The organism is Roseobacter sp. HKCCD7870 (assembly GCF_037830315.1).
Lineage (GTDB): Bacteria > Pseudomonadota > Alphaproteobacteria > Rhodobacterales > Rhodobacteraceae > M30B80.
The window spans coordinates 1,271,305-1,295,532 of the sequence record NZ_JBBLYO010000001.1 but is presented as its reverse complement, the minus strand read 5'-3'; the positions used below and the strand labels follow the sequence as shown (position 1 = coordinate 1,295,532).

Below are 24,228 nucleotides of genomic sequence, written 5' to 3'. Positions count from 1 at the left end.
CCATGCGTAGCCTTCCGCCACAGGCCTCGGGCATATTGTCTTATTTCACGCGTCACCGCACGGCGGCCAATTTGGTTTTGGTTGCATTGATCGTGGCAGGCTTGTTTGCCCTGCCCAATATGCGCGCGCAGTTTTTTCCCGATGTTGTGGTGGATGATATCGACATCTCGGCCCGATGGGATGGGGCAGGGGCTGAGGATGTAGATGCCGCCATTGTGGGCGTCTTGGAACCTGTTCTTTTGGCGGTTGATGGTGTTGTCGCATCCGAGGCCACCGCGCGTGAAGGTGTGGCCAATATTCGTTTGGAATTTGAGCCCAGCTGGGACATGGCGCGCGCAGCGGATGATGTGCAGCAGGCAGTCGATAGTGTCACCGACCTGCCCCAAGATGCCGATACGCCAGAGGTGCGGCGCGGCACATGGCGTGATCGCGTGACCGATGTGGTGATTACAGGGCCCGTGGCACCCGCCCAACTGGGTCGCTTCGCAGATGAATTCGTGGCGCGCCTCTTTGATCAGGGGGTGACACGCACAACCATTCGCGGGGTCGCTGCCCCGCAGATTTTGATCGAAGTGCCAACTGTGCGGTTGATTCAATATGATCTCACGATGGCCGATATTGCGGCGGCCATTGCGGCCGAAGTCGATACCGCGCCTGCAGGGGCGGTTGATGGGGCCAATGCACGGGTGCGGGCAGGATCAGCCAAGCGCAGTGCAGAGGAGATCGCGGCAATTGCCCTTATTCGTGACCCAAATGGGCGCACAGTCTCGATTGGGGATGTGGCGCGGGTGATGGAATTGGCTGTTGACCGCGAAAGTGCATACTTCGTGGGTGGCAACCCAGCAATGACGGTGCGGGTGGATCGCTCGGATAAGGGTGATGCGATTTCCATACAGGCAACGGTCGAAGAGATCGCCACACAAATGGAGGCGACCTTGCCGCAAGATGTGCAGATTGATCTGATCCGCACGCGCGCAGAGTTTATTTCGGGGCGTTTAGAAATTCTGTTGTCCAATGGCGCGACAGGGTTGGCCTTGGTTCTTGGCTTGTTGTTTTTGTTTCTCAATGCCCGCACCGCATTTTGGGTGGCAGCGGGCATCCCCGTGGCGATGTTGGCCGCAATTGCGCTGATGTATGCCGTTGGGATCACCTTGAATATGATTTCGCTTTTTGCTTTGATCATCACTTTGGGGATTGTTGTGGATGATGCGATTGTGGTGGGCGAACATGCCGACTACCGCCATCGTGCCCTTGGGGAAGACCCTATCACTGCCGCCGAAACAGCCGCGCGGCGCATGGCAGCGCCTGTTTTTGCCGCGACCCTCACCACTGTTTTGGCATTTGCAGGACTTGCTGCCATTGGCGGCAGGTTTGGGGATTTGATCGCTGATATTCCCTTTACTGTCATCGTGGTGCTGATGGCTAGTTTGGTGGAATGTTTCCTAATCCTTCCCAATCATATGGCGCATGCTTTGGCGGCGAATGCGAAGGATGCTTGGTATGATCGTCCCTCACGTTTTGTGAACCACTGGTTCGAGAGGCTGCGCGGGCGTTATTTCCGCCCCTTCATCGATTTTGCCGTCAAAGCACGCTACCCTGTTGTGGCCGTGATGCTGCTACTTTTGGCCACCCAAGCAGCCAGTTTCTTGCGCGGTGATGTCACATGGCGCTTTTTCAATGCGCCTGAGCTGAGCTCCGTTTCAGGGAATTTTGCCATGCTTGATGGGGCAGGGCGCGAGGATAGCCTTGCCATGTTGGCTGAAATGCAACGCGCGGTTGAGGCCGTTGCAAGCCGGTATGAGGCTGAGCATGGCCGCAACCCAACCTCTTACGTCTTGGCCGAAATTGGTGGGAATACGGGCGGCAGTCTTGCATCTGCCGATGGGAAAGACAGCGATCTTTTGGGGTCAATTTCCATCGAGTTGATTGACCCTGACCTGCGCCCCTATTCCTCCTTTGCTTTTGTCGCGGACTTGCAAAATGAAGTGCGGCAAAATCCGATGGTGGAAGAGATCAGCTTTCGCGGATGGCGCGGTGGGCCAGGTGGCGATGCGATTGATGTTCAAATCACAGGTGCGGAAACCGAGATTCTCAAGGCTGCGGCCGAGGCCGTCAAAACCGCGCTTTTGCCCTTTGGCGAGGTGTCGGGTTTGGCTGATGATCTGCCCTATGATCGGCAGGAGTTAAGTCTATCTCTGACCCCGCGCGGTGAGGCCTTGGGATTTGAAATTGAGGCTTTGGGGCGGATATTGCGCAATCGCTTGGGTGGGGTTGAAGCGGCAAGCTTTCCCGATGGGTTGCGCACGGCCACCGTGCGGGTGGAATTGCCGCAAGGCGAGTTAACCGCTGATTTTCTGGATCGCATGTTGTTGCGGGCGGATGGCGGCAGCTATGTGCCTTTGGCCGATATTGTTTCGGTTGAGACGCGGACGGGCTTTTCCACAATCCGCCGCGAAAACGGACAGCGCGTGGTGTCAGTGACGGGGGATTTATCCGAAGATGACCCGGCCCGCGCTGAGGAAATCATGGCGCAATTGAGTGATCAAATCTTGCCAAATATTGAGGCGCAATTTGGGGTGACCACGACCCTTTCGGGCTTGACCGAGCAGGAGCGCGCTTTCTTGGACGATGCCCTTGCGGGGTTCTTGGCCTGTATGGTTGGCATTTACATCGTTTTGGCGTGGATTTTTGCAAGCTGGCTACGCCCGCTTGTCGTGTTATGCGTGATCCCGTTTGGCCTGACGGGGGCGATATTTGGCCATTGGCATTGGGATGTGCCTTTGTCGATGTTTACGGTTGTGGGTCTGATTGGGATGACGGGTATCATCATCAATGACTCGATTGTTTTAGTTTCAACTGTGGATGAATATGCAAAAGACCGTGGGCTGATCCCTGCCGTTATTGATGCTGCCTGTGATCGTTTGCGACCCATTCTTTTGACCACCCTCACCACGGTTCTGGGTCTTGCGCCCTTGTTGTTTGAAACATCGTCACAGGCGCAGTTCCTCAAACCCACTGTGATTACGTTGGTTTATGGTTTGGGCTTTGGGATGTTTGTCGTCTTGCTCTTGGTGCCAGCGGTTTTGGCAATACAAGCTGATATTGGAAAGCATGTGCGCAGTTTGCGCCGCGGCTTGGGCCATCGCGGGCGGATTGGTCAAGCCGGCGCCACACTTTGGCTTGCCTCGTTGGGGGTGGTTCTCTGGTGGGGTTTGGTCATGGGCGGCCCAATCTTGACGGGCGGGGCTTGGGGATGGGGGGCCGCACTCCTACCCGCGAGTGCCCTGACGGCGTTCCTTGTCTTTAGCCTTGGCGTGCTGATCTTGGTTTTGGGGCTTGTCGCAGGGGTCGCTTATCAAAATCGCAAGACCTAATGCGCCACGCAGCCCTCAATCTCGATCGCGCGATGAGAGCCGACAAGTGTGATGCGCAGGTCTGAGCGCTCCATCGAAAAGGGCAGGCCTTGCGGGGGCACCAAATCCGCCGTTGCAGTGATTTGCCCCGCGTTGCGCTGAAAGGCGGGCGGCGACATCCAGACATCTGGGAGGGGCAGCTCTAACATCATCGTTTCAGGCGCGCCTAAATCGGGGGCGGTGACCTCTACCGACACTTGCAACCCATCTGAAATTGGCCTGATTGCACATCGGGCAGGGCCAACGCCCGCTTCTGCGGCGGGGGTGGGTTGATCTGCCAACGCCTGCAGGATCATCGGATCACGGGCACCGCTATCTGGTAAAATACCCTCAAGCTCAAGGGTGATTGGCATGCAAATTTCATCACAAACACCAATGCTCAACTCTGCCGAAAGGGGCATGGGGCCAAGGCCGCGGGGCATTGCAAGCTCAATTGGAAAGACCACGTGATCATGATATCCAATATTGGGCGTGCCCGCCGTGAAGATCACTTCGGGGCGGGGGAAATGCATCCAAGCCGCTGCAATTTGAGCGTTTCTTTCGATACGCAATTCAGGTGCGAGGCCCCCATCCCCAGGGCTGCGCCAATAGGTTTTCCACCCTTGGGCTAGGCTGATTTCTACGGCGGCCATGTGATGGCCATTTTCCATGCGCCATCCCGACAGAAACCGTGCCTTGACGACATCATCACCGTTCAAGGCAACAGTTTGGCCTGACGCGGCGCCCGTTATCTCGCAGGCCATGCAAAACGCAAAAGCGCCCAAAGTGAGGGCGCGCGCGGCGGCATGGCATGGGGTGGTTTTATTCATCATAGCCTCATTGGTTAGCGGCAGACGCCATGAATGAAAAGTCACGTTTCGGCGAAGATGCGGCAAATTCCGCGCGGTCGCCCCTTGCCCTTGCGACAGGCTCCGCGCATTTTGGACATATGAATGAAATTGAAAATATCGACAGCGCGATCGAGACTTTAACGGGCAAACTTTTGGTCGCTATGCCTGGAATGGGGGATCCGCGTTTTGCGCATGCGGTGGTGTTCCTCTGCGCGCATGATGACGAGCAGGCCATGGGGTTGATCATTAACAAACCTTTGGCCGAACTAACCTTGTCTGAGATGTTCGAGCAATTGGGCATTGCCAATGGCTCAGGATCTTTGCCTGATTTACCAATCTGCTTTGGTGGCCCCGTTGAACAGGGGCGTGGATTTGTGCTGCATGAAACCTCTTACGCGCAAGGTGACGCAGGTCATGCGGGGCGCCTAGAGGTGGATGACACATTTGCAATGACCGCCACCCTCGATATCCTAGACGATATTGCGCAAGGCGAAGGCCCAGATCAGGCGATTGTCGCCTTGGGCTATGCGGGCTGGGGTCGGGGCCAGTTGGAAAGTGAGATTGCGCAGAATGCGTGGCTGATTTGCGAGGCCGCGCCTGATCTGGTTTTCAATGTGGATATGCCGCGCAAATGGGAAGCTGCCCTTGCAAAATTGGGTATTGATCCGATTTTGTTGTCTGCGCAGGCAGGGCGCGCTTAATCACGCGGGGCGGCAGCCCGCATCAGCCGATCATTGATTGCAAGGCCCAATCCCTTTTGTGGGACAGGCGCGACATCAATCCCAGTTTTGCCGTGCAATGCCAGTTCCGCATCGGCGTGATGCAGGATCGAAAACAGTGCCGCAGCCGCTTCGCGCAAATCGCCCTGTTCCGATAAGGTGAAATCTGCATCCCCAATCGGGCCAAAGGCAATGCGTAGCCGCGTTGGATCGCTGAGATCCTGATTGATGCGCAGCGGTGCATTGGGGGCGTAATGGCTGCTCATCTGACCAGGTGCAGCTATGCGTCCAGGCGTAAGGTCAGACACAAGCGCCCCCGTCAGCGCGCTAATTTCTTCGCGCGCAATGCCACCCTCGCGCAGGAGTTTCGCGGGCTTCTGACTTGCGTCCACGATGCTTGACTCAAGGCCTACGGGGCAGGGCCCACCATCTACGATAGCCGCGATGCGATTGCCCAACGACCGCGCCACATGTTCGGCCGATGTGGGGGACAAGCGGCCTGATCTATTGGCAGATGGTGCCGCAATTGGGCCACCAAAGCGGCGCAAGATATTTTGGGCCACAGGGTGGTTTGGAATGCGAATTGCCACAGTCGGCAGACCTGCACTAACCAAGGGGGATAGTCCGTGATCAGGGCGCAGGCGCAAGACTAAGGTCAAAGGGCCGGGCCAAAACCGATCTGCCAAGATCTGTGCGGTATCGGTCACCTCTGCAATTTGCGCGACCTGTGCGAGGTCAGCCACATGCACGATCAGCGGGTTGAATGTAGGGCGTCCTTTTGCCTCAAAGATTTTGGCACAGGCTTGGTCATTGCGTGCGTCTGCGCCAAGCCCGTAGACAGTTTCCGTGGGCAGCGCGACCAATTCCCCCTGATCTAACAAGTCACAGGCCCGCGTGATCCCCTGCTCATCAGGGGACAAACGGGCGGGGTGGTCTTGGGTAGGTGGCACTTGTGACATTGGGGTTCATCGCCTAGGACGGCACTGGTGTTTGCGCGGCCCGATATAGCTTGGGCGCGCTGTGAAGCCAAGCCGCGCTGCAAAAAGGTGTAACATGATCCACTATCCACACGAGACCCCACCTGCAAAAGGCACTGCGCGGGAAATAGCGGATGGCATCCTTTGGATTCGGTTATCCATGCCCTTGGGCTTGGACCATGTGAATGTTTATGCCTTGCGCGAACCAAATGGCTGGACAGTGATCGACACAGGGCTTGATACGAAACTCAATCGCCATGAATGGGCCGCGATTATAAAAGATGATCTGCGCGGTGATCCTATCTTGCGGGTGGTTGTCACCCATCACCACCCTGATCATGTCGGGCTGGCTGGTTGGTTTATGGCGCAAGGCGCGGAATTATTGATGACCCGCACCGCATGGCTGACGGCAAGGATGCTGACCTTGGACGAGGAGCCAACACCGAGCCCAGAAGCGGTGTCTTTTTGGCGTGGGGCGGGCATGGATGAGGCGCTTTTGAGCAAGCGCCTTGATAACCGCCCCTTTAATTTCTGTGACACAGTTTATCCTTTACCCTTGGGCTTTACGCGTTTGGAGGAAGGGGCGGTGCATCGTCTTGGCGGGCGTGACTGGGTCGTGCATTTGGGACAAGGTCACGCGCCAGATCATGCCACCTTATGGTGCCAAGATGTGCCGCTTGTTTTGGCGGGGGATCAGCTTTTGCCATCGATATCGCCCAATCTTGGGGTGTATCCTACAGAACCGATGGCAGATCCTGTGGCCGAATGGCTAGAAAGCTGCGCAAGGTTTGAAACCATGGCGTACGAAGATCACCTTGTTTTGCCAGGTCACAAGCTGCCCTATCACGGGTTGCCTGCACGATTGGCGCAATTATCGGACAATCATCACGGTGCGCTTGCCCGATTGCGTGAACATTTGCGCGCGGAACCCCGCACAGCGGTTGACTGCTTTGCCCCCTTGTTCAAACGCCAGATTGATGAGGCGACTTATGGGCTAGCGATGGTCGAGGCCGTGGCCCATCTCAACCATCTCTATCATCTGGGCGAGGTTGCCCGTGAAATGGACGCGCGCGGTGCATGGGTTTGGCAGTTGCGCAGTTGAGGGCCCCACCCAGCTTCCTTGTCGCCTTGTAAGATTTTTACACAGATCGTGTCACAGTGTCGCGTGACAGGGCGCATGAAATTCGGTATGCGCATCGTAAAAGCGACCAGATCAATGGAGACGACCATGGCAAAGAACGAACATAAGCACGGCTCGATGGATATCAGCGAGCAGGAGAAAACCTTTGATGGTTTCATGACGTGGAGCATGCGCGTTGGTGCTGTTTCGATCGCTGTTGTGATCTTCTTGGCCCTTTTCGCCCGCTAAGTTTGAAGCCGAACACCGATGGGGTGGCGTTCGTCTCTTACAGTTTTGTGTCTCGCGCTGGCCCTTACGGGCTGCGCGAATCCATCGATTTGGGCCAGTGATCAAGACATTGCGACAGCAAGCTATCGCGAGCCTGGGCCAACGCGCATCACACTTTTGACAATGCTGCGCAGTGAAACAGGCACGGGTGCGCATAGCGCCCTTGTTGTCGATGACGGGACACAGCGATTGCTGTTTGATCCTGCCGGCGGTTGGTTCCACCCAGCCGCACCCGAACGCAATGATGTGCTCTATGGAATGACTCCCACGCTCTATGGGTTTTATATGCAGTGGCATGCGCGCGAGACTCATCATGTCGTAGCGCAGGAGGTTCTTTTGCCGCCAGAACAGGCGCGATTCGTGGCGCAGCGCATTCAGGAAATTGGCCCTGCCCCCAAGGCAAATTGTTCGCGCTCAATCTCGGAATTACTTGGTGAATTACCGCAGTTTTCCGATTTGCCAGTTACATGGTTTCCCGAAAAGACCATGGAAAATTTGGCCCGCTATGATGGCATCCGAACCTATGAAATCTGGGATAATGATGACGAAGGGTGATCCCTTCACCCTCTGAGCATAGCGCAAAAGAAAACCCCCGTGCCAAAAGGACGGGGGATATCTTTTTTGAAGAAAACTTCGCATTTGCGAAGGTTCTGCTTAGAGCAGACCCTCACGCTGCGCTTTTTTCCGCGCCAGTTTGCGCGCGCGGCGGATTGCTTCCGCTTTCTCGCGTGCTTTCTTGACGGAAGGCTTTTCGAAATGTTGCTTAAGCTTCATTTCACGGAAAACGCCCTCGCGCTGAAGTTTCTTCTTCAGAGCGCGCAATGCTTGATCAACATTGTTGTCGCGAACACTCACCTGCATGTGGTGTCACCACCTTTCTAAGTTAGAGTTTCAAAGTTGCAGGAAGTGGCCATCTAGCAAGAATCTGCTAAGTTGTAAAGCAACGCAGAAAAATGGAGTGATGCGATGGAAAGCCAAGCCACGACCGAGCTGAAAGCGCGCATTGTCACCGCAGCATTGGATCATGTGCCATTTGATGGGTGGTCTGATGCGGCCCTTTGCGCTGCGTTGAGCGATTGCGATGTAGACACCGAAACGGGTCGCGCGCTTTTCCCTCGTGGAGCGGTTGATTTGGCCTTGGCCTTTCATCGGCAGGGGGATGCAGATTTGTTGCGCGCCTTGCGCAATGCTGACTTGTCTGAAATGCGCTATCGTGATCGCGTGGCTTATGGGGTGCGCCTGCGCCTTGAGGCGGTCGCCGACCACAAAGAGGCCGTGCGCCGCGGCACCACCTTGTTTGCCCTGCCCATCCATGCCGCAGATGGCGCCAAAGCCGTCTGGGAAACCGCTGACAGCATTTGGGAGGGGCTTGGGGATCGCGCCAATGATTTCAATTGGTATTCCAAGCGTGCGACATTAGCGGGGGTGTATTCGGCTACTGTGCTTTACTGGTTGGGGGATCAATCGCCAGATCACGCTGCGACATGGGCGTTTTTGGATCGCCGCATCGATGATGTGATGCAAATCGAAAAGCTAAAGAAATCTGTCAATGAGAACCCTGCGCTAAAGCCCCTAATGGCGGGGCCAAATTGGCTACTTGGAAAGATCCGCCCCCCTGCGCGGGTCGCACGAATTGACCTTCCAGGATATATTCGTCCAAAAGACCAACAGTGAAATCTGTTCTGGAGAGTTACATGACCCTGCCTGAAACCATGCGCGCCGTTGAAATCAGCGAGGCGGGCGGGCCAGACGTATTGACGCTGTGCAGCCGTCCTTGCCCCCGTCCTGAGGCCGAGCAGATTTTGATCAAAATTGCCTATGCAGGGGTAAACCGACCCGATGCGCTGCAACGGGCGGGGCTGTATGATCCGCCCAAAGGGGCCTCTGACCTTCCCGGTCTTGAGGCCTCTGGCACAGTTGTGGCGGTGGGCGAGGCTGTGTCCGAGTGGAAAATCGGGGATCAGGTCTGTGCACTTTTGCCAGGCGGGGGGTATGCAGATTATGCTCTGACCCATCAATCCCACGCTTTGCCCGTGCCAAGCGGCATGGATCTGCGCGCTGCGGCTGCGCTTTGTGAGACGTTTTTCACCGTGTGGTCAAATCTGTTTCAACGCGCCGCTTTGCGCGCGGGTGAGCGGCTCTTGGTGCATGGCGGCGCATCTGGGATTGGCACAACGGCCATTCAATTGGCGCGTGTTTTTGGGGTGCGGGTTTTTGTGACCGCAGGCCAAGATGAAAAATGCAGAGCCTGCGAAGCCTTGGGGGCGGAGCGGGCGATCAATTACCGCAAGGAAGATTTCGTTGAGATCATGCGCGCTGAAGGTGGCGCTGATGTCATTCTCGATATGGTGGGCGGGCCATATCTGCCGCGCAATATTCGGGCTTTGGCGGATGATGGGCGACTTGTGCAAATCGCCTTTTTGCAGGGCGCGAAGGTTGAGCTGAACTTTACACAGATGATGACGCGGCGCTTGACGCTGACAGGGTCGACCTTACGGCCCCAATCAGATGCCGCCAAAGCAGCAATTGCGTCTGAGTTGCGCGCTCATGTTTGGCCCTTGCTCGAAACTGGCCAAATTGCGCCCGTGATGGATAGCAACTTTGATCTGACCGAGGCCGCCGCGGCCCATACCCATATGGAGGCGTCTGCCCATATCGGAAAAATCGTTCTAGAGGTTGCGCCTTAGGCCTGTTCCAAGGTTTTGACCAGCGCAGGCAGCCCACCCAAATCGGGTAGGCTGTGATAGCGTGCATGGGTTTGGGGCGCTTCTGCCTCCTCCAACGCCCAGATATAGGTTGACGGCACATAGACCCCAAACGCCCCTGCCTCAAGGGCGGGGATGACGTCCGATTTCATGGAATTGCCCGCCATCAATGCCACATCGGCACTCGCGCCATGCCGTGCGAAAGCGCGGGTGTAAATTTCAGGTTTCTTGTCGCTGACAATTTCAACGCCATGAAAATATTCGCCCAAGCCTGATTGCGCCAATTTGCGTTCTTGGTCGAGAAGATCACCCTTAGTGATCAGCACCAATTTGTGGCTTTGCGACAGATCGCGCACCACCCTGTCGGCATGGGGCAGCAGGGTGATGGGGTGTTGGAGCATGTCCTGACCCGCGGCCAAAATTTCCGCGATAACTGCACCGCTGACTTTTCCTTCGGTGACTTCAATTGCGGTTTCAATCATGGAGAGCATGAACCCTTTAATGCCAAATCCGTAATGGCCGATATTGCGCCGCTCTGCCGCCAAGAGGCGGTTGTGCAAATCGTCTTCGGCGCAGCAATCCGCCAAAAGTTCTGCAAAGCGCGCTTGGGTTACGCGGTAAAATTCTTCGTTCTGCCAAAGCGTATCATCCGCGTCCAAACCGATTATTTGCAGCTTTTTTGTCATTGGGTTATGCACGACCGCAGGCAGTTGCCTTGTGGCCCCTTTTCTGAATCACCTTGCGGCTTATATAAAGGCACATGGACGATGGCACCATGAGCACGCCAGTTTTAGACCAGATGGCCAGTTTTGGAGTAGATATGCGGCGCGATGGCTTGACGATGATGGCGAAACCTCCTGTGGAGGAAAACGACACCACCGTTATATCCAAAACAAAACCAAAAACGCAGCGGCCCCCGATGTATAAGGTGCTGCTTTTGAATGATGACTATACCCCGATGGAGTTTGTCGTTCACGTTCTTGAGCGCTTCTTCGGCATCTCTCACGCGCAGGCGGTCGAGATTATGCTGACTGTGCATAAAAAAGGGGTGGCCGTTGTGGGTGTCTTCTCTTATGAGATTGCCGAAACGAAAGTGGCGCAGGTGATGGAATTCGCGCGCCGCAATCAGCATCCGTTGCAATGCACCATGGAGAAAGAGGACTGATCCCCAGTCCCGCCGCCGCTTATGACCCCAGACAGATGGATTTCCGCGCTTGAGCAAAATGCGCTCAGCTTGCCGCCCCTTTCGGCGGTTTTGATTTATGGTGCCACTGGCGATATGCAACTTGATGTGTTCGGACAGGCCCGTCTGTTGGCTGTGCAAGGGTTTTACCCGGATTATGCCCGCGTTGCGGCCCGTGGAATTGAAGTGCATCCTGATTTGCCAGCCGATGCGGTGGACGCGTTTGATCTGGCCTTGGTTGCGGCCCATAAATCAAAAAAATTGACCCTGTCGCAGATCACACAATCACTGATGGCATTGCGCAAGGGTGGCATTTTGATGGTGGACGGGGCGAAAACCATCGGGATTGAATCGATCCTCAAGGCCCTAAAATCAACCTTTGACGGCTTAGAAGTTTTTTCAAAATCGCATGGCAAATTGATTTGGTTTGCGCGCCCAGATGTCCTGCCCCAAACCTGCGCGGAATGGGTTGGCCGCGCCACGGAAACCGAAGATGGCCATATCGTGCCAATTGGCAGCTTCTCTGCGGACGGGCCAGATCAAGGATCGGAAATACTGATTGCACTGGCCCCTAAACTTAAGGGACGCGTTGCTGATCTTGGGGCGGGTTGGGGATATATCGCCGCCCATATTCTGGATGAACAGGATAGTATTGAAACCCTCGATTTGATTGAGGCCGATCACGCGGCGCTTGAGGCCGCCCGTCAGAATGTCGATGATCCGCGCGCGCGCTTTTTCTGGGCAGATGCGACTGCATATAAGCCCGATGCACTTTATGATGCGATTTTGTGCAATCCGCCTTTTCATACATCACGCGCGGCTGATCCTGCCTTGGGGCAAGCGTTTATTTCGGCGGCAAGTCGCCTGCTTAAGCCTTCGGGACAATTTTTGATGGTCGCAAATCGTCACCTGCCCTATGAATCGGCGCTGAAGGCGAATTTTTCAACGGGCCGCATGTTGGCCGAGATGCAGGGCTACAAGCTCTATCAAGCTGGGAAACCGAAAGCTGCGCGATCCGCGCGATGATCGGCAAAGGGGTTTTGGAATGTCTTTATCCATCCAAGGGAAAACTGCGATTGTGACGGGGGCCGCCAATGGGATTGGCCTTGCGATTGCGCGTCATTTTTCTGACCTTGGCGCGAATGTCGTGTTTACAGATCGCGATGAGGAGCGGCTTTTTGATGAATGTGGCGCCTCAGATGATGAGTGCGCGCCAAATATTCGCGCCTTTGCGGGAGATTTAAGCGAAAAGCTGACAGTGGCCAATTTGATCTCGGCCACGATTGATGCCTTCGATCGGGTCGATATTTTGGTCAATGCGTGCCGCCAGATCATACCAACGGACCCGTTTGATCCTGCCGATACCAGCATTGAGCAAATGTTGCAGCAAAACCTGTTTACATCGCTTCGCCTGAGCCAAGCCGTTGCAAAAAAGATGATTGCCCAAGCCGAAGGGGATGACCGCGATGATGAGACGCGCGGCGCGATTGTGAATATCTCGAACATCGCTGCGATGCGCAGCCATCCTGATTTGATGGGCTATTCGGTGTCGTTAGCGGCGCTTGAGCAATCTACGCGGTCTTTGGCATTGTCCCTCGCCCCAAATCGTATTCGTGTGAATGCTGTATCTTTTGGGTCGGTGATGTCCGCAAGTCTTCAAGCAGGTTTGGCAGAAGATGAATTGAAGCGCAAAGACATCCAAAGCCACACACCGCTTGGCCGCATTGCTTCGGCGCGCGAGGTAGCGGGTGCGGCCCAATTCTTTGCCTCGGATGGGGCGGGATTTGTTACAGGACAAATTCTCTGCGTGGATGGTGGGCGCAGCCTGCTTGATCCTGTTGGCGTGCCTTTGCATTAAAAAACCGCGCAACCTTTGGGGGCGCGCGGTTTTCAGATGGCAGGCGTTATAACGCCTGATTATTTGTCGTCTTCGTCTTTATCGTCTGGCAGGTTAAAGAAGCTGTCCGCATCATAGGTCTTTTCGGTTTCGTCCTCGTCCTCATCGGCGGCAGACGAATTGCCTGAGAGGCTGAATGTTTCAAGACCTGAAATCGCGCTTGGCATTTTGGGCTCTGGATCACCTGCAAGGCTTTGTTCGGTCGAGACCAATTTACGGCGCTCATCATCGGTCATAACCAGACCTTCTTTGGCGCGTTTCGCGTTGGCTGATTGCACGGCGGCATCCAATTCAGACTGCTTGCACAGACCAAGCGCAACAGGGTCGATTGGTTGGATGTTAGAAATGTTCCAATGGGTGCGTTCGCGGATCGCTTGGATGGTTGGTTTGGTGGTGCCAACCAATTTGCCAATCTGGCCATCGGACAGCTCTGGGTGGAATTTGACCAACCAAAGAATTGAAGCAGGACGATCCTGACGCTTGGACAGGGGCGTGTAGCGTGGGCCACGGCGCTTTTCCTCGCCCAGTGCGGCGGGGTTATGCTTCAGCTTAAGCTTATGCGCAGGGTCTTTCTCGCCACGATCAATCTCGTCTTGGTCGAGCTGGTTATTGGCAATCGGGTCAAAACCCTTGACGCCTGTGGCTACGTCACCATCTGCAATCCCTTGCACTTCCAATTCATGTAGCCCGCAGAAATCGCCGATCTGCTTAAAGCTTAGCGTGGTGTTATCCACCAACCAAACGGCGGTGGCTTTTGCCATGATGGGTTTTGTCATTTTTAGCTCCTTTTCGGATGCAATCGGGCGGGCGCTGAAACAACGCTGCGGCGGGGGCCGCAATTCCTCGATTTCGGGGAAGTTGCCCGTTATATAAGACAGCGATTGGCGCAAGGAAAGAGGGAAACGCGAGATGGGGTGCAGATTGATGCGTGCGGGGCTTTTGGCCTTTGCACTATGTGGCGCGGCACTCCCTGCGCGGGCAGATCAGGCGGGGGTGTTTAACCTTTATGTCTTAGCCCTCAGTTGGAATTCAACATGGTGCGCGATTGAGGGGGATGAGCGTGGCGCGGCGCAATGTGAGACGGGCGCAGGCCATGGGTTCACCTTGCACGGGCTTTGGCCACAATATGAGGAGTGGTGGCCCAGTTATTGCTCAACACCCGCGCGCGGCCCAAGTGATGCGTTGACGGCGGGCATGGTTGATATCATGGGAAGCTCAGGCCTTGCGTGGCACCAATGGCATAAGCATGGGGTCTGTTCTGGCCTGCCTGCTGAGGATTACTTCGCCCTATCGCGCCGCGCTTATGCGGCGGTGACTGTGCCTGCGGTTTTAACCCAACTTAATCGGCCTGTGCGCCTGCCAGCCGAAGCGGTGGAGGACGCGCTCCGCGAAGCCAACCCCGATTTCAGTGACGCTGGTGTTGTCACCACCTGCCGCGCAGGTCGCATTGCAGAACTGCGCATTTGTCTGACCCGCGATTTAGAGCCCCGTGATTGCCCTGCCGATATGGGGCGCGATTGTTCTTTGCGTGAGGCGCTGTTTGATCCAATCCGCTGATGCGTTCTTGCACCTTCGCGGTGGGCATGCATCACTCGCCCCCTCACAGCAATCAGGAGATTCGGCATCATGACCGCCCCCATTCGTGTGGCAATAAACGGCTTTGGTCGCATTGGGCGCACCGTGCTACGCGCGTGGCTTAAGGGCGGTTGGCCTGAGGTCGAGATTGTCGCCATCAACGACATCGCCCCTCTCAAGACCTGCGCTTACCTGTTCGAATATGATAGCGTCTTTGGCCCTTACGCGGGCGAGGTGACCTGCGGTGATGGCGCATTGGTGATTGATGGACGCCCGATTGCCTTTACCTGCGAGCCTGATCTGGCGGCGCTGCCCCTTGCGGGGGTGGATATTCTGATGGAATGCACAGGGCGCGCCATGGATCGGCGGATTGCCGAGGCAGGTTTGCGCGCAGGTGCCGCACGGGTGCTGATTTCTGGCCCCTCCCTTGATGCTGATGTGACGCTGGTCTTGGGGGCGAATGATGCGGCCCTAGTGCCCGAAGCGCGCATTGTGTCGAACGCATCTTGCACCACCAATGCCACAGCCCCCCTGATGCGGGTTCTCGATGAGGCCTTTGGGGTCGAGACGGCTTTGATGACGACAGTGCATTGTTACACGGGCAGCCAACCCACCGTGGATATGCCGATGGGGGATTTGGTGCGATCCCGCGCGGCGGCCTTGTCGATGGTGCCCACAACAACCAGTGCAGAAAAGTTGATTGATCTTGTGCTGCCCCATCTTGCGGGGCGGATCACAGGCTCGGCCATTCGGGTGCCAACGGCAAGTGTCTCTTGTATCGATTTGGCGGTCATCACCGAGCAGCGACCATCGGTTGAGGCGGCGCGCGATGTCCTGCGCGCAGCCAAAGGGCCAATCTTAGGCTATACCGAGGCGCCTGTTGTCTCGACTGATCTTCGGGCGCGCCCCGAGTCGTTGATCGTGCAAGGGGATCAGATCAAACGCTCCAGAGGCGGGATGCTGCGCGTCTTTGGGTGGTATGACAATGAATGGGGATTTTCTGCGCGCATGTTGGATGTGGCGCGCAAGATGGGGGCGCAAGCCTAAATAAGAAAGGAGCGAGGAGCATGGCAGATTGGAAAAACTGGATGCGCGAGGCGAATTATATCGCAGGCGCATGGGTGGGCGCGGATGATGGTGCGACCTTGGATGTTACAAACCCCGCCACGGGCGAGGTGATTGGGCAAATTCCGAAATCTGGCCAATCAGAAACCATGCGCGCGATTGATGCAGCCCATGCAGCTTTTCCCGCTTTTGCAGCGATGGACTTGATGGGGCGCTTGGCGCTTTTGTGGAAATTGCACGATGCGCTGATGGATAACCAAGACAGTTTGGCCGAATTGTTGACCCGCGAGATGGGTAAACCTTTGGCAGAAGCGAAGGGCGAAATTACCATCGGTGCGCAATATCTGCGGTGGTATGCAGAGGAGGCCCGCCGTGTGAAAGGCGAGATCGTTCCTGCAGGCGTCAATGGTCGCCGTATTTTGGTAACAAAGCACCCCGTGGGTGTTGTGGGCATGATTACGCCTTGGAATTTCCCCTCCTCGATGCTGGCCCGCAAACTTGCGCCTGCTTTGGCGGTTGGCTGCACAGTTGTCGCGAAGCCTTCGGAAGAAACCCCCTATTCAGGCTTGGCTTGGGCAGCTTTGGCCGAGGATGTGGGCTATCCCAAAGGGGTGATTAACATCGTCACGGGGGATGCACCCGCCATTGGTGGGGCGATGATGGCGCGCCCTGAATTGCGCAAAGTGACCTTCACTGGCTCGACCAATGTGGGCAAATTATTGATCCGCCAGTCAGCTGATACAGTCAAGAAAGTCTCCATGGAATTGGGGGGAAATGCCCCATTCATCGTTTTTGACGATGCTGATCTGGATCGTGCGATTGACGGGGTTATGGCCTCTAAGTTTCGCAATTCTGGTCAGACCTGCGTTTGCGCCAATCGTGTTTTTGTGCAGGCAGGTGTGCATGATGAATTCCTGGCGAAATTGGTTGAGAAAACCCGCGCGCTGAAACTTGGAAATGGCATGGATGCGGGCGTGACCCAAGGGCCTTTGATCAATCAAGCGGCGTTGAAAAAGGTCGAGGGCTTTGTGGAAGACGCCAAAGCCAAAGGTGCCACTGTGGCCACAGGCGGCATGCGGGATCAATTGGGCGGCACATTCTTTCAGCCAACGGTTTTGACAGGGGCCAAAGCCGACATGGAATTTGCACAGGAAGAAATCTTTGGCCCTGTTGCGCCCGTGTTCAAATTTGAGACAGATCAAGACGGGATTGATATTGCCAATAACACCCGCTTTGGCCTTGCGGCTTATGCCTACACCTCCGATTTGGCGCGCGCGATGCGCCTTGATCGAGATTTGCAATATGGCATGGTCGGCATCAATTCTGGCATGATCACCACGGTTGAGGCCCCCTTTGGCGGCATCAAGGAATCAGGTCTTGGCAAAGAGGGCGGCAGCCAAGGTGTCGAAGATTATCTTGATACCAAATATGTCTGCATTGACGGGCTTTGATCCCACTTCCCTCGACCTGATGCGTGTGGGGGATTGCGCATATGGTCGAGGGGCGCGTGGATGCGCATTAGGTATGCATATGCCCTGACCTGTAAAACGACCGCTGAGGTTTGGGATTTAGGTTAAAATGATTTCCGCGCGCTCAAGGCTGCGGAAATCGTGCCATCGTCAAGATAGTCCAATTCGCCCCCGATGGGCACACCTTGCGCCAGTGATGTGATTTTCACTTGTCCTTCGCGCGCCATTGGGGCGAGTTCGCCCGCAATGTAATGGGCGGTGGTCTGACCATCAACGGTGGCATTCAGCGCAAGGATCACTTCTTCAATTCCATCTCTTGCGACCCGCTCAATAAGGCGCGGGATACGCAGATCGTCAGGGCCAACATCGTCTAGTGCCGATAGCGTGCCACCCAAGACATGATAACGTCCGCCAAAGGCGCGGCCGCGTTCCATCGCCCAAAGATCGGCGACATCCTCGACCACGCAGATTTGGCCATTGCCCCGCTTGGGTTCGGTGCAAATCGCGCAGACCTCATCTGTTCCAATATTGCCACAAGAGAGGCATTCACGCGCGTCACGGGCCACTTCGGCCAAGGATTGCGCCAAGGGTGTCATCAGGCCTGCGCGTTTTTTGATCAGGTGCAAAACCGCACGCCGTGCCGAGCGTGGCCCAAGACCAGGCAAGCGCGCCATCAGCGCGATCAATTCCTCTATTTGGCGCGCGCCTTCGCTCATCGAAATCAGAAGGGCAGCTTCATGCCTGCTGGCAGGCCAAGTTCAGCAGTGATTTTTTGCAATTCTTCCTGACTGCGATCAGAGGCTTTTGCTTGCGCATCTTTGATGGCGGCCAAGATCAAATCTTCGACCACTTCCTTGTCATCCCCATTAAAGATGGAGGGGTCGATATCCAAACCCACCAATTCGCCTTTGGCGCTGGCTGTGGCCTTTACGAGGCCTGCGCCTGCTTCCCCTGTGACGTGGATTGTGTGCAGGTTTTCTTGCATTTCCGCCATGCGGGTCTGCATTTCTTGCGCCTGTTTCATCATCTTGGTCATATCGCCAAGACCGCCAAGGCCTTTGAGCATATCAATCATCCTTTGTGGTTAATCGTCTTCGAACGGATCCCATTCATCTTCGATCTCGGGCAAGGCCTCGACCGCAGCATGGGCCTGAATATCTGTGTGACTGCGAATATCTGTAATTTTGGCGTGTGGAAAGGCCAAGAGGACGGCCTGCATCAGCGGATGGTCTTTGGTCTCTTTTTCAAGCTCGGCACGCTCCGCATTCGCTTGCTCTTCAATGGTGGGTGCGCCGCCCGAGGAGACGACCGAGACCACCCATCTTGTCCCTGTCCATTGCGTCAAGCGTTGGCCAAGGCGTGGCCCCAAATCTTCGGGCGCGCGGTCAGTAGGTTCAAATTCAATGCGCCCCGCGCGATAGGTGGCCAAGCGCAAAGTGGTCTTTACCTCAACTAACAGTTTGATGTCGCGCATCTCTTCGATCAATGCGACCACATGCTCAAAAGTCGGGTATCGCGCCAGTAGGGCCTCTGGGGCCTCAGAAAGGGCCGCTTGCGGCGCGCCATTTGCGCCGCCTGTGCTGCTTGGAGGGCTTGAGCCTCGCGCGGGGGCGCCATGCGATCCGCCTTGTGTGGGGGCTGGCCCGCGCGGTGGTGCGGCGGGGGGCGGTGTTGTGGATTGCAGCTTACGGATCAAATCATCGGGGCTTGGCAATTCGGCCACATGAGTCAGGCGGATAACGGCCATTTCGGCGGCCATCATCGCATTGGGGGCAAAGGCCACTTCCTCGAGCGACTTCAGCAGCATCTGCCACATCCGCGACAAGGCGCGCATTTGCAAATCCCCCGATAGCGCCACCCCGCGGCTGCGCTCATCAGGAGAAATAGAGGGGTCTTCCGCGGTTTCAGGCGAGATTTTCACCACTGACAACCAATGGGTGATATCGGCCAAATCCCGCAGAACTGCCATTGGGTCAGCGCCATCAGCGTATTGCGTGGCCAATTCATCCAATGCACCCTTGGCATCGCCGCGCATGATCATCTCAAACAGATCCATGACACGCCCGCGATCTGCAAGGCCGAGCATTGCGCGCACTTGTTCCGCGCTGGTCTCGCCTGCACCATGGGAAATTGCCTGATCCAAGAGGCTGAGCGCATCGCGCACAGAACCTTCCGCCGCGCGCGTGATCAGGGCCAAGGCTTCGTCCGTGATTTCGGCTTTTTCCAGATCCGAGATTTTGCGCAAATGCGTGATCATTACCTCAGGCTCGATGCGGCGCAGATCAAACCGCTGGCAGCGCGACAATACGGTGACAGGCACTTTGCGAATCTCTGTGGTCGCGAAGATGAATTTCACATGGGCAGGCGGTTCTTCCAATGTCTTAAGCAGCGCGTTGAACGCGCTGGTCGACAACATGTGAACCTCGTCAATTATGTAAATCTTATAGCGCGCACTGGCAGAGCGATAATTGACGCTTTCAATAATCTCGCGGATGTCATTCACGCCAGTGCGCGAAGCCGCGTCCATTTCCATGACATCGACATGGCGCCCTTCGGCAATAGAGGTGCAATGTTCGCATTGCCCGCAGAGTTCAGTCGTGGGCTTGCCCGCACCATCAGGGCCAATGCAGTTTAGGCCTTTAGCAATAATTCGTGCGGTGGTCGTTTTCCCTGTGCCGCGAATGCCTGTCATAATGAAGGCTTGCGCGATGCGGTCTGCGGCGAACGCGTTTTTCAGTGTCCGCACCATGGCCTCTTGCCCGATCAAATCGGCGAAACTTGCGGGGCGATATTTGCGCGCAAGCACCTGATAGGCTTGATCGGTGGTTTGGGTCATAGGGTTTTCCAACGGCTCTTGACGGTTTTTGCTTGGCAGAACGGCGCCCTGCCTGCAGGGTTATTAGCAAACTAGGCGCAGATGAGCGGCGCGGCAACCGCTTCCTGCGCGCAAAGCAAGCGGGGACGCGATGAGCGATAGATCACGGCTTTTGATATTCCTGTTTTTGATCCTGGCCAGCGTCTTTGTCGCGCTGGTTTATCTATGGGCCGCTCTTGTTGAGGGCAGGTTTCGGGCCATCCCGTTATCGGTGGTGTCGATCTTTGTGTTGATCCATTTGCCTGCAACCGCCGCAGGCATTTGGTTATGGCGCCAAGGGGCCTTGGGGCGGATGCGCTATTTGGTGCATGGGCTGACCCTCTATTTTTGCGTGGCCCTGTTCTTCGCGATGGCGGGGAATTTTATTTGGGCTTCACTTGTGAATGGCCTTTATGGTGGGGGCAGCTAAGGTCATGACGCCTCAGGCGGTGTGATCCCAGACCAGTCCCATATGGTGCGCCGCTCATCGGGCATTTTAGGTGAGGAGGGTTTTGCCTCAAACCCATCCAAAAACGCCAAAGGATCGTCAAAAGTCAGGTCAGATAATGCTTCGGGGGTGATCTCCCACCACGCGCTGCGTTGAAGCCGCGTTGCAATCTCAGGCGCAAAACGGGGGCGGATGACGCGGGCGGGGTTGCCGCCAACAATCATGTAATCTGCCACATCGCGCGTCACCACAGAACCCGCTGCAATCACCGCGCCATTGCCGATGGATATACCATCACGCAGCAGCACATCTTGGCCAATCCAAACGTCATGACCGATACGCACAGGCCGCACCGCGCCATCATACCGGGCAGAGTCAGGCAATGGGGGCAGGTCAAACATCCGCCGCCTGCGGGGTTGATATTGCACAGGCGAGGTTGTCACCCAATGATGCGGATGGCTGGCCCCCATTACGCGGACATTTTCGCTGATCGAGCAATATCGCCCAATCCAACCCGCAATAATAACGGAATGGCTGTAGGAATAGGCGCCAAGCGGCATCAGACCTCTTGGATTGTGCTGACTGTGACGTTCAAACTTGGCGCTTGCATTGTTCAAAACATGGCCCGCGCGCAGCTTTGGGTAAAAACGCATGGGCAGCGCCTCGACCAATGCCAGATCGGTGCAGCGAAAGCGATTCATTGCAGCCTATTCCCCGAAATTCCGTAACCCAAGCCACAGCTTGGTTGCTTTTACGCACCGCCGCAAGGGTTCAGGTGGCACTTATTTTCAAGGGAAAGGTGAGAGGCTGGACAACGACCCAAGCGGGACTCGTTACGGCTGCTTCCTTCCGGATCTGACCGGGTTGGCGAGGAGCCTGTCCGCGCCAACCTCTCAACGCCCAAATAGTCAATCTTGGCTCTTGGTGCAAGGGCTGCACAAAAAATGCGGGCTAAAGCGTGATTTCAAATTGCTCGAACCCTTGGGCCGAGACGCCAGGATAGGCCAGACCATTCAAATCGCGCTCTTTCCCGACCTCCCGCGCAGTAGGGGGTGTCGTGAAAATAGTCATATTCGGTCAGATGAGCGTGTAAATCGGTGGTCGCAAAAAGCGTGACCTTCAGACGCGCGGACCGCGCCGTCCCTATGATGATGTGTCCCGCAGCCAAATCTCATCCCCTTATGATGGGGGCATCATACAACCATAAGGGTAGTTCTGCGCAATCCTATTCTTGTTGCACCCCGTTCACGTCTCTGTAAGGTTTGGGCGCGAAGCAAGGATCACATCACATGCCCCTTTTAAAAACTGCCTCTGCGGTCACCTTTGGTGGATCGAATTTAGATCGTGCGGCGCATTTGCGGGATGATCCTGTGCAATTGGGGCAAATTGTAAAGGCGCATATCTTGGTTCTGTGGCGCGGCAAGGTGCTATGTCAGCGCGATTCAGAAACGGGTCTGGCGTCCTTGTGCTTTTTGCCAAAAGACGCACCGCTTTTACGAGATCTCGCAGAGGAGGCGCGGTTGTTTTTGGGGCTGTCCGAGGATGGGGCGGCCTATTTTGCGCAAGACCTGAGCGACTGGAATCCTGAATTGCCAGAAGGGGTCAGCTTGAACACCTTTGTTGATCTGTCCGAGCAGGCCCATCCAGATGCGCCCGAGGGCGCTGTGTTTTTGGAATTGCGCAGCATTATGATCACCCTGCCTCCACGCGCAGCAGAATTGGCGGCAACAGCCCGTGCTTTGTTGAATTGGCACAGCTCGCATCTCTATTGCGCCAAATGTGGCAGCCCTTCGCAGATGGTGCAAGCGGGGTGGCAGCGCAAATGCCCCGCCTGTGGCGCCTCGCATTTCCCGCGCACGGATCCCGTGGTGATCATGCTTGTGACCTATGGCGATCAAATTTTGTTGGGGCGTTCGCATGGTTGGCCCGAAGGGATGTATTCCGCACTCGCAGGGTTTGTCGAACCTGGTGAGACAATCGAGGCCGCCGTGCGCCGCGAAGTGTTGGAAGAAGCGGGGATCACCACATCGGAAGTGCGCTATGTTGCCAATCAACCTTGGCCTTACCCCAACTCTTTGATGTTTGGCTGCCTAGCCACCGCCACAAGCACAAAGATTACGGTTGATCCAAATGAATTGGACGATGCGCGATGGTTAAGCCGCCAAGAGGCGATGGATGTCTTTTGTGGGTCACACCCAGAAATATCTTCGCCGCGCAAGGGCGCAATTGCGCGGTTTTTGCTGGAAAACTGGCTCGCAGATCGGTTCATATAGGCTGCAATAGGTGCGCGACTGGGGTGGTCTTTGGCCAGACGCCCTGCCTTCACAGCGCGCAAAGGATCGGCGTATAGCATTGGGGTGATCAGCTATGAAATTCAAAGCGACCGAAGATATTGATGCCCCGCTGGAACTGGTGTTCGAGCGGTTTTGCGATTTTACGCAGATCGAAGCCGATTTGGCGGGACGCGGCGCCAAGCTCGTGCGGGAAGGCGGGTGGTTGCAGCCCCGCAAAGGCACAGGGCGGTCAAGTGAGATCAAATTGCGCGGCCGTGCGCGCCCTTGGAGTTGAAGCCAACCACGTTAAGTGCGCGGTTAGTGATTCAATCTTTGAAACTTGCGCGGGGCCGCGTTTTGCAACGGATGACGGGCTATTTGGTGCGCCGTGGCAATGAGGTCGAGGCGGAATATCGCGCCTCCTTGGGCTAGGTTTAGCCTTGCGGCGTCATGGCCTTGCGTTGACGTGCGCGCTCTATCCCCAATTGCCGTTCTCTAAGTATGATGGCGATCCCTGCCGTGATGATGATGGCCGCACCCACCAACATGGTCGTGCTTGGGATTTCGTCAAATATCATATAGCCCACCCCAAGCGCCAAGAGCATCGAGCTATATTCAAAGGGCGCTATCAAGGAAGCATCGGCTTCGCGATAGCTTGAGGTGAGCAGAATCTGACCCACGCCGCCTAAAACGCCAGCCAAGATCAAGAGCATCGCTTCGCGGGGCCCAGGGATGACCCACCCCCATGGTAGGGTCAAAAGGGACATTAAGGTCGCCGTGATTGAAAACCAAAAAACGATGGCCGATGTGGTTTCAGTTGCAACCATTTTGCGCACAAACACCTGTGCAAGGGCCGCGCATACCGCGCTCATCAAAACAATCATTGCGCCAAGCGCCTCGGCATGGGTGGTGTCAGCGCCGCCAAGGCTGAGGCGCGGAGAAAGAACAATCACCACGCCAAGCATCCCCAAAGCCACCATGCTGAGGCGAAAAAGCCGTACATCTTCGCCCAAGAACATGGCGGCAAAAACAACCACCAAAATCGGCGCGGCATATCCAATCGCGGTTACTTCGGGCAATGGCAAAAGGCCAAGCCCCGCGAACCCAAGCCCCATCGCACTGGTGCCTACAACCCCACGCCAAACATGGCCCAAGGGCGAGACTGTGCGCAGGCCGGTTGACAATTCATGTCGCATCCACAGCCATGCGATGATCACAGGCAGCGCAAAAAATGATCGAAAGAAAACGGCCTGACCCGGCGGCACATGGTCAGAGGTGGCTTTGATCAACGATACCATCGCCACGAAAACGCATACAGATGCGATTTTCAGGGCAATGCCGCGAAGGGGGTTCATGAGAGGGGCGCTCGCGCAAATCTTGTGTCAGCGCAAACTTTGCGCGAGGCGCGATGG

Annotated in this window: 26 protein-coding genes and 1 other RNA gene; 16 read left to right on the top strand and 11 right to left on the bottom strand. The window is 56.0% G+C overall.

Annotation, left to right across the window (positions count from 1 at the left end; translation table 11 throughout):
- Positions 1-2 precede the first annotated feature (2 nt).
- The gene (locus AAC637_RS06505; protein ID WP_340302812.1) at positions 3-3,374 is read left to right on the top strand and encodes an efflux RND transporter permease subunit; all 3,372 of its coding nucleotides are present in this window, start codon (positions 3-5) and stop codon (positions 3,372-3,374) included.
- On the opposite strand, the gene AAC637_RS06500 is transcribed toward AAC637_RS06505, so the two are convergent.
- Positions 3,371-4,225: a protein-disulfide reductase DsbD domain-containing protein gene (locus AAC637_RS06500; RefSeq protein WP_340302811.1), complete on the bottom strand. Its 855-nt coding sequence runs from the start codon at positions 4,223-4,225 to the stop codon at positions 3,371-3,373. The two genes, AAC637_RS06505 and AAC637_RS06500, sit on opposite strands and share 4 nt — an antisense overlap.
- 116 nt (positions 4,226-4,341) lie before the next feature.
- Here AAC637_RS06500 and AAC637_RS06495 point away from each other — a divergent pair, with 116 nt between their 5' ends.
- On the top strand, positions 4,342-4,944 hold the full coding sequence (locus AAC637_RS06495; RefSeq protein WP_317656708.1) for a YqgE/AlgH family protein: 603 nt from the start codon (positions 4,342-4,344) through the stop codon (positions 4,942-4,944).
- Here AAC637_RS06495 and AAC637_RS06490 read toward each other — a convergent pair.
- Positions 4,941-5,921 carry an L-threonylcarbamoyladenylate synthase gene (locus AAC637_RS06490; protein WP_340302810.1) on the bottom strand — a complete coding sequence of 327 codons (981 nt, stop codon included), beginning with the start codon at positions 5,919-5,921 and terminating at the stop codon, positions 4,941-4,943. The two genes, AAC637_RS06495 and AAC637_RS06490, sit on opposite strands and share 4 nt — an antisense overlap.
- 94 nt (positions 5,922-6,015) lie before the next feature.
- Between AAC637_RS06490 and AAC637_RS06485 the strand changes: the two genes are divergently transcribed.
- The 3 genes from AAC637_RS06485 to AAC637_RS06475 all read left to right on the top strand — a co-directional run bounded on the left by AAC637_RS06485 (position 6,016) and on the right by AAC637_RS06475 (position 7,902).
- A complete protein-coding gene (locus AAC637_RS06485; protein WP_340302809.1) occupies positions 6,016-7,041 on the top strand; it encodes an MBL fold metallo-hydrolase in 1,026 nt (341 codons plus the stop codon).
- 126 nt (positions 7,042-7,167) lie between these two features.
- Positions 7,168-7,308, top strand: coding sequence for an aa3-type cytochrome c oxidase subunit IV (locus tag AAC637_RS06480; protein ID WP_340244868.1), 141 nt, complete (start codon positions 7,168-7,170; stop codon positions 7,306-7,308).
- An 18-nt stretch (positions 7,309-7,326) separates the two neighbouring features.
- A complete protein-coding gene (locus AAC637_RS06475) occupies positions 7,327-7,902 on the top strand; it encodes a hypothetical protein (RefSeq protein ID WP_340302808.1) in 576 nt (191 codons plus the stop codon).
- Positions 7,903-8,001: 99 nt separating this feature from the next.
- Here the strand turns inward: AAC637_RS06475 and rpsU are convergent, their stop codons facing one another.
- Complete coding sequence (gene rpsU, locus AAC637_RS06470) at positions 8,002-8,208, bottom strand: 30S ribosomal protein S21 (protein WP_009806335.1); 207 nt, start codon at positions 8,206-8,208, stop codon at positions 8,002-8,004.
- A 105-nt stretch (positions 8,209-8,313) separates the two neighbouring features.
- On the opposite strand from rpsU, the gene AAC637_RS06465 reads away from it, so the two are divergent.
- Both AAC637_RS06465 and AAC637_RS06460 read left to right on the top strand, forming a co-directional pair.
- A complete protein-coding gene (locus tag AAC637_RS06465) occupies positions 8,314-9,021 on the top strand; it encodes a COQ9 family protein (RefSeq protein ID WP_317656555.1) in 708 nt (235 codons plus the stop codon).
- A 26-nt stretch (positions 9,022-9,047) separates the two neighbouring features.
- Positions 9,048-10,034 carry an NAD(P)H-quinone oxidoreductase gene (locus AAC637_RS06460; RefSeq protein ID WP_340303164.1) on the top strand — a complete coding sequence of 329 codons (987 nt, stop codon included), beginning with the start codon at positions 9,048-9,050 and terminating at the stop codon, positions 10,032-10,034.
- On the opposite strand, the gene AAC637_RS06455 is transcribed toward AAC637_RS06460, so the two are convergent.
- Complete coding sequence (locus AAC637_RS06455) at positions 10,031-10,738, bottom strand: HAD family hydrolase (protein ID WP_317656553.1); 708 nt, start codon at positions 10,736-10,738, stop codon at positions 10,031-10,033. The genes AAC637_RS06460 and AAC637_RS06455 overlap by 4 nt on opposite strands.
- 155 nt (positions 10,739-10,893) lie before the next feature.
- Here AAC637_RS06455 and clpS point away from each other — a divergent pair, with 155 nt between their 5' ends.
- The 3 genes from clpS to AAC637_RS06440 are packed head-to-tail and all read left to right on the top strand — an operon-like array spanning position 10,894 to position 13,093.
- Positions 10,894-11,217, top strand: coding sequence for an ATP-dependent Clp protease adapter ClpS (gene clpS / locus AAC637_RS06450; protein ID WP_317656706.1), 324 nt, complete (start codon positions 10,894-10,896; stop codon positions 11,215-11,217).
- Positions 11,218-11,238: 21 nt separating this feature from the next.
- Positions 11,239-12,261, top strand: coding sequence for a methyltransferase (locus tag AAC637_RS06445; RefSeq protein WP_340302807.1), 1,023 nt, complete (start codon positions 11,239-11,241; stop codon positions 12,259-12,261).
- Positions 12,262-12,280: 19 nt separating this feature from the next.
- A complete protein-coding gene (locus AAC637_RS06440) occupies positions 12,281-13,093 on the top strand; it encodes an SDR family NAD(P)-dependent oxidoreductase (RefSeq protein WP_340302806.1) in 813 nt (270 codons plus the stop codon).
- Positions 13,094-13,152: 59 nt separating this feature from the next.
- Here the strand turns inward: AAC637_RS06440 and AAC637_RS06435 are convergent, their stop codons facing one another.
- Positions 13,153-13,908 (bottom strand): DUF1013 domain-containing protein, encoded by a 756-nt coding sequence (locus tag AAC637_RS06435; RefSeq protein ID WP_340302805.1) that lies wholly within the window; start codon positions 13,906-13,908, stop codon positions 13,153-13,155.
- A gap of 133 nt (positions 13,909-14,041) precedes the next feature.
- Here AAC637_RS06435 and AAC637_RS06430 point away from each other — a divergent pair, with 133 nt between their 5' ends.
- The 3 genes from AAC637_RS06430 to AAC637_RS06420 all read left to right on the top strand — a co-directional run bounded on the left by AAC637_RS06430 (position 14,042) and on the right by AAC637_RS06420 (position 17,223).
- The gene (locus AAC637_RS06430) at positions 14,042-14,689 is read left to right on the top strand and encodes a ribonuclease T2 (RefSeq protein ID WP_340302804.1); all 648 of its coding nucleotides are present in this window, start codon (positions 14,042-14,044) and stop codon (positions 14,687-14,689) included.
- Between the two features lie 69 nt (positions 14,690-14,758).
- Positions 14,759-15,754 carry a type I glyceraldehyde-3-phosphate dehydrogenase gene (locus AAC637_RS06425; RefSeq protein ID WP_340302803.1) on the top strand — a complete coding sequence of 332 codons (996 nt, stop codon included), beginning with the start codon at positions 14,759-14,761 and terminating at the stop codon, positions 15,752-15,754.
- Positions 15,755-15,774: 20 nt separating this feature from the next.
- Positions 15,775-17,223 carry an NAD-dependent succinate-semialdehyde dehydrogenase gene (locus AAC637_RS06420; protein WP_340302802.1) on the top strand — a complete coding sequence of 483 codons (1,449 nt, stop codon included), beginning with the start codon at positions 15,775-15,777 and terminating at the stop codon, positions 17,221-17,223.
- Positions 17,224-17,345: 122 nt separating this feature from the next.
- Here AAC637_RS06420 and recR read toward each other — a convergent pair whose 3' ends face one another.
- The 3 genes from recR to AAC637_RS06405 are packed head-to-tail and all read right to left on the bottom strand — an operon-like array spanning position 17,346 to position 20,077.
- Entirely contained in the window at positions 17,346-17,957 is a 612-nt protein-coding gene (gene recR / locus AAC637_RS06415; protein WP_340302801.1) for a recombination mediator RecR, read from the bottom strand.
- Between the two features lie 5 nt (positions 17,958-17,962).
- Positions 17,963-18,307 carry a YbaB/EbfC family nucleoid-associated protein gene (locus tag AAC637_RS06410; protein ID WP_340302800.1) on the bottom strand — a complete coding sequence of 115 codons (345 nt, stop codon included), beginning with the start codon at positions 18,305-18,307 and terminating at the stop codon, positions 17,963-17,965.
- A gap of 18 nt (positions 18,308-18,325) precedes the next feature.
- Positions 18,326-20,077 carry a DNA polymerase III subunit gamma/tau gene (locus tag AAC637_RS06405; RefSeq protein WP_445322714.1) on the bottom strand — a complete coding sequence of 584 codons (1,752 nt, stop codon included), beginning with the start codon at positions 20,075-20,077 and terminating at the stop codon, positions 18,326-18,328.
- Between the two features lie 130 nt (positions 20,078-20,207).
- On the opposite strand from AAC637_RS06405, the gene AAC637_RS06400 reads away from it, so the two are divergent.
- Positions 20,208-20,525 carry a hypothetical protein gene (locus AAC637_RS06400; RefSeq protein ID WP_340302799.1) on the top strand — a complete coding sequence of 106 codons (318 nt, stop codon included), beginning with the start codon at positions 20,208-20,210 and terminating at the stop codon, positions 20,523-20,525.
- Positions 20,526-20,527: 2 nt separating this feature from the next.
- On the opposite strand, the gene AAC637_RS06395 is transcribed toward AAC637_RS06400, so the two are convergent.
- Both AAC637_RS06395 and ffs read right to left on the bottom strand, forming a co-directional pair.
- On the bottom strand, positions 20,528-21,244 hold the full coding sequence (locus AAC637_RS06395; protein WP_340302798.1) for a CatB-related O-acetyltransferase: 717 nt from the start codon (positions 21,242-21,244) through the stop codon (positions 20,528-20,530).
- A 96-nt stretch (positions 21,245-21,340) separates the two neighbouring features.
- An RNA gene (ffs, locus tag AAC637_RS06390) (signal recognition particle sRNA small type) lies at positions 21,341-21,439 on the bottom strand.
- Between the two features lie 393 nt (positions 21,440-21,832).
- Between ffs and nudC the strand changes: the two genes are divergently transcribed.
- Both nudC and AAC637_RS06380 read left to right on the top strand, forming a co-directional pair.
- A complete protein-coding gene (gene nudC / locus AAC637_RS06385; RefSeq protein ID WP_340302797.1) occupies positions 21,833-22,816 on the top strand; it encodes an NAD(+) diphosphatase in 984 nt (327 codons plus the stop codon).
- A 94-nt stretch (positions 22,817-22,910) separates the two neighbouring features.
- The gene (locus tag AAC637_RS06380; protein WP_340302796.1) at positions 22,911-23,111 is read left to right on the top strand and encodes a hypothetical protein; all 201 of its coding nucleotides are present in this window, start codon (positions 22,911-22,913) and stop codon (positions 23,109-23,111) included.
- A 139-nt stretch (positions 23,112-23,250) separates the two neighbouring features.
- Here AAC637_RS06380 and AAC637_RS06375 read toward each other — a convergent pair whose 3' ends face one another.
- Positions 23,251-24,171, bottom strand: coding sequence for a DMT family transporter (locus tag AAC637_RS06375; protein WP_340302795.1), 921 nt, complete (start codon positions 24,169-24,171; stop codon positions 23,251-23,253).
- Positions 24,172-24,228 lie beyond the last annotated feature (57 nt).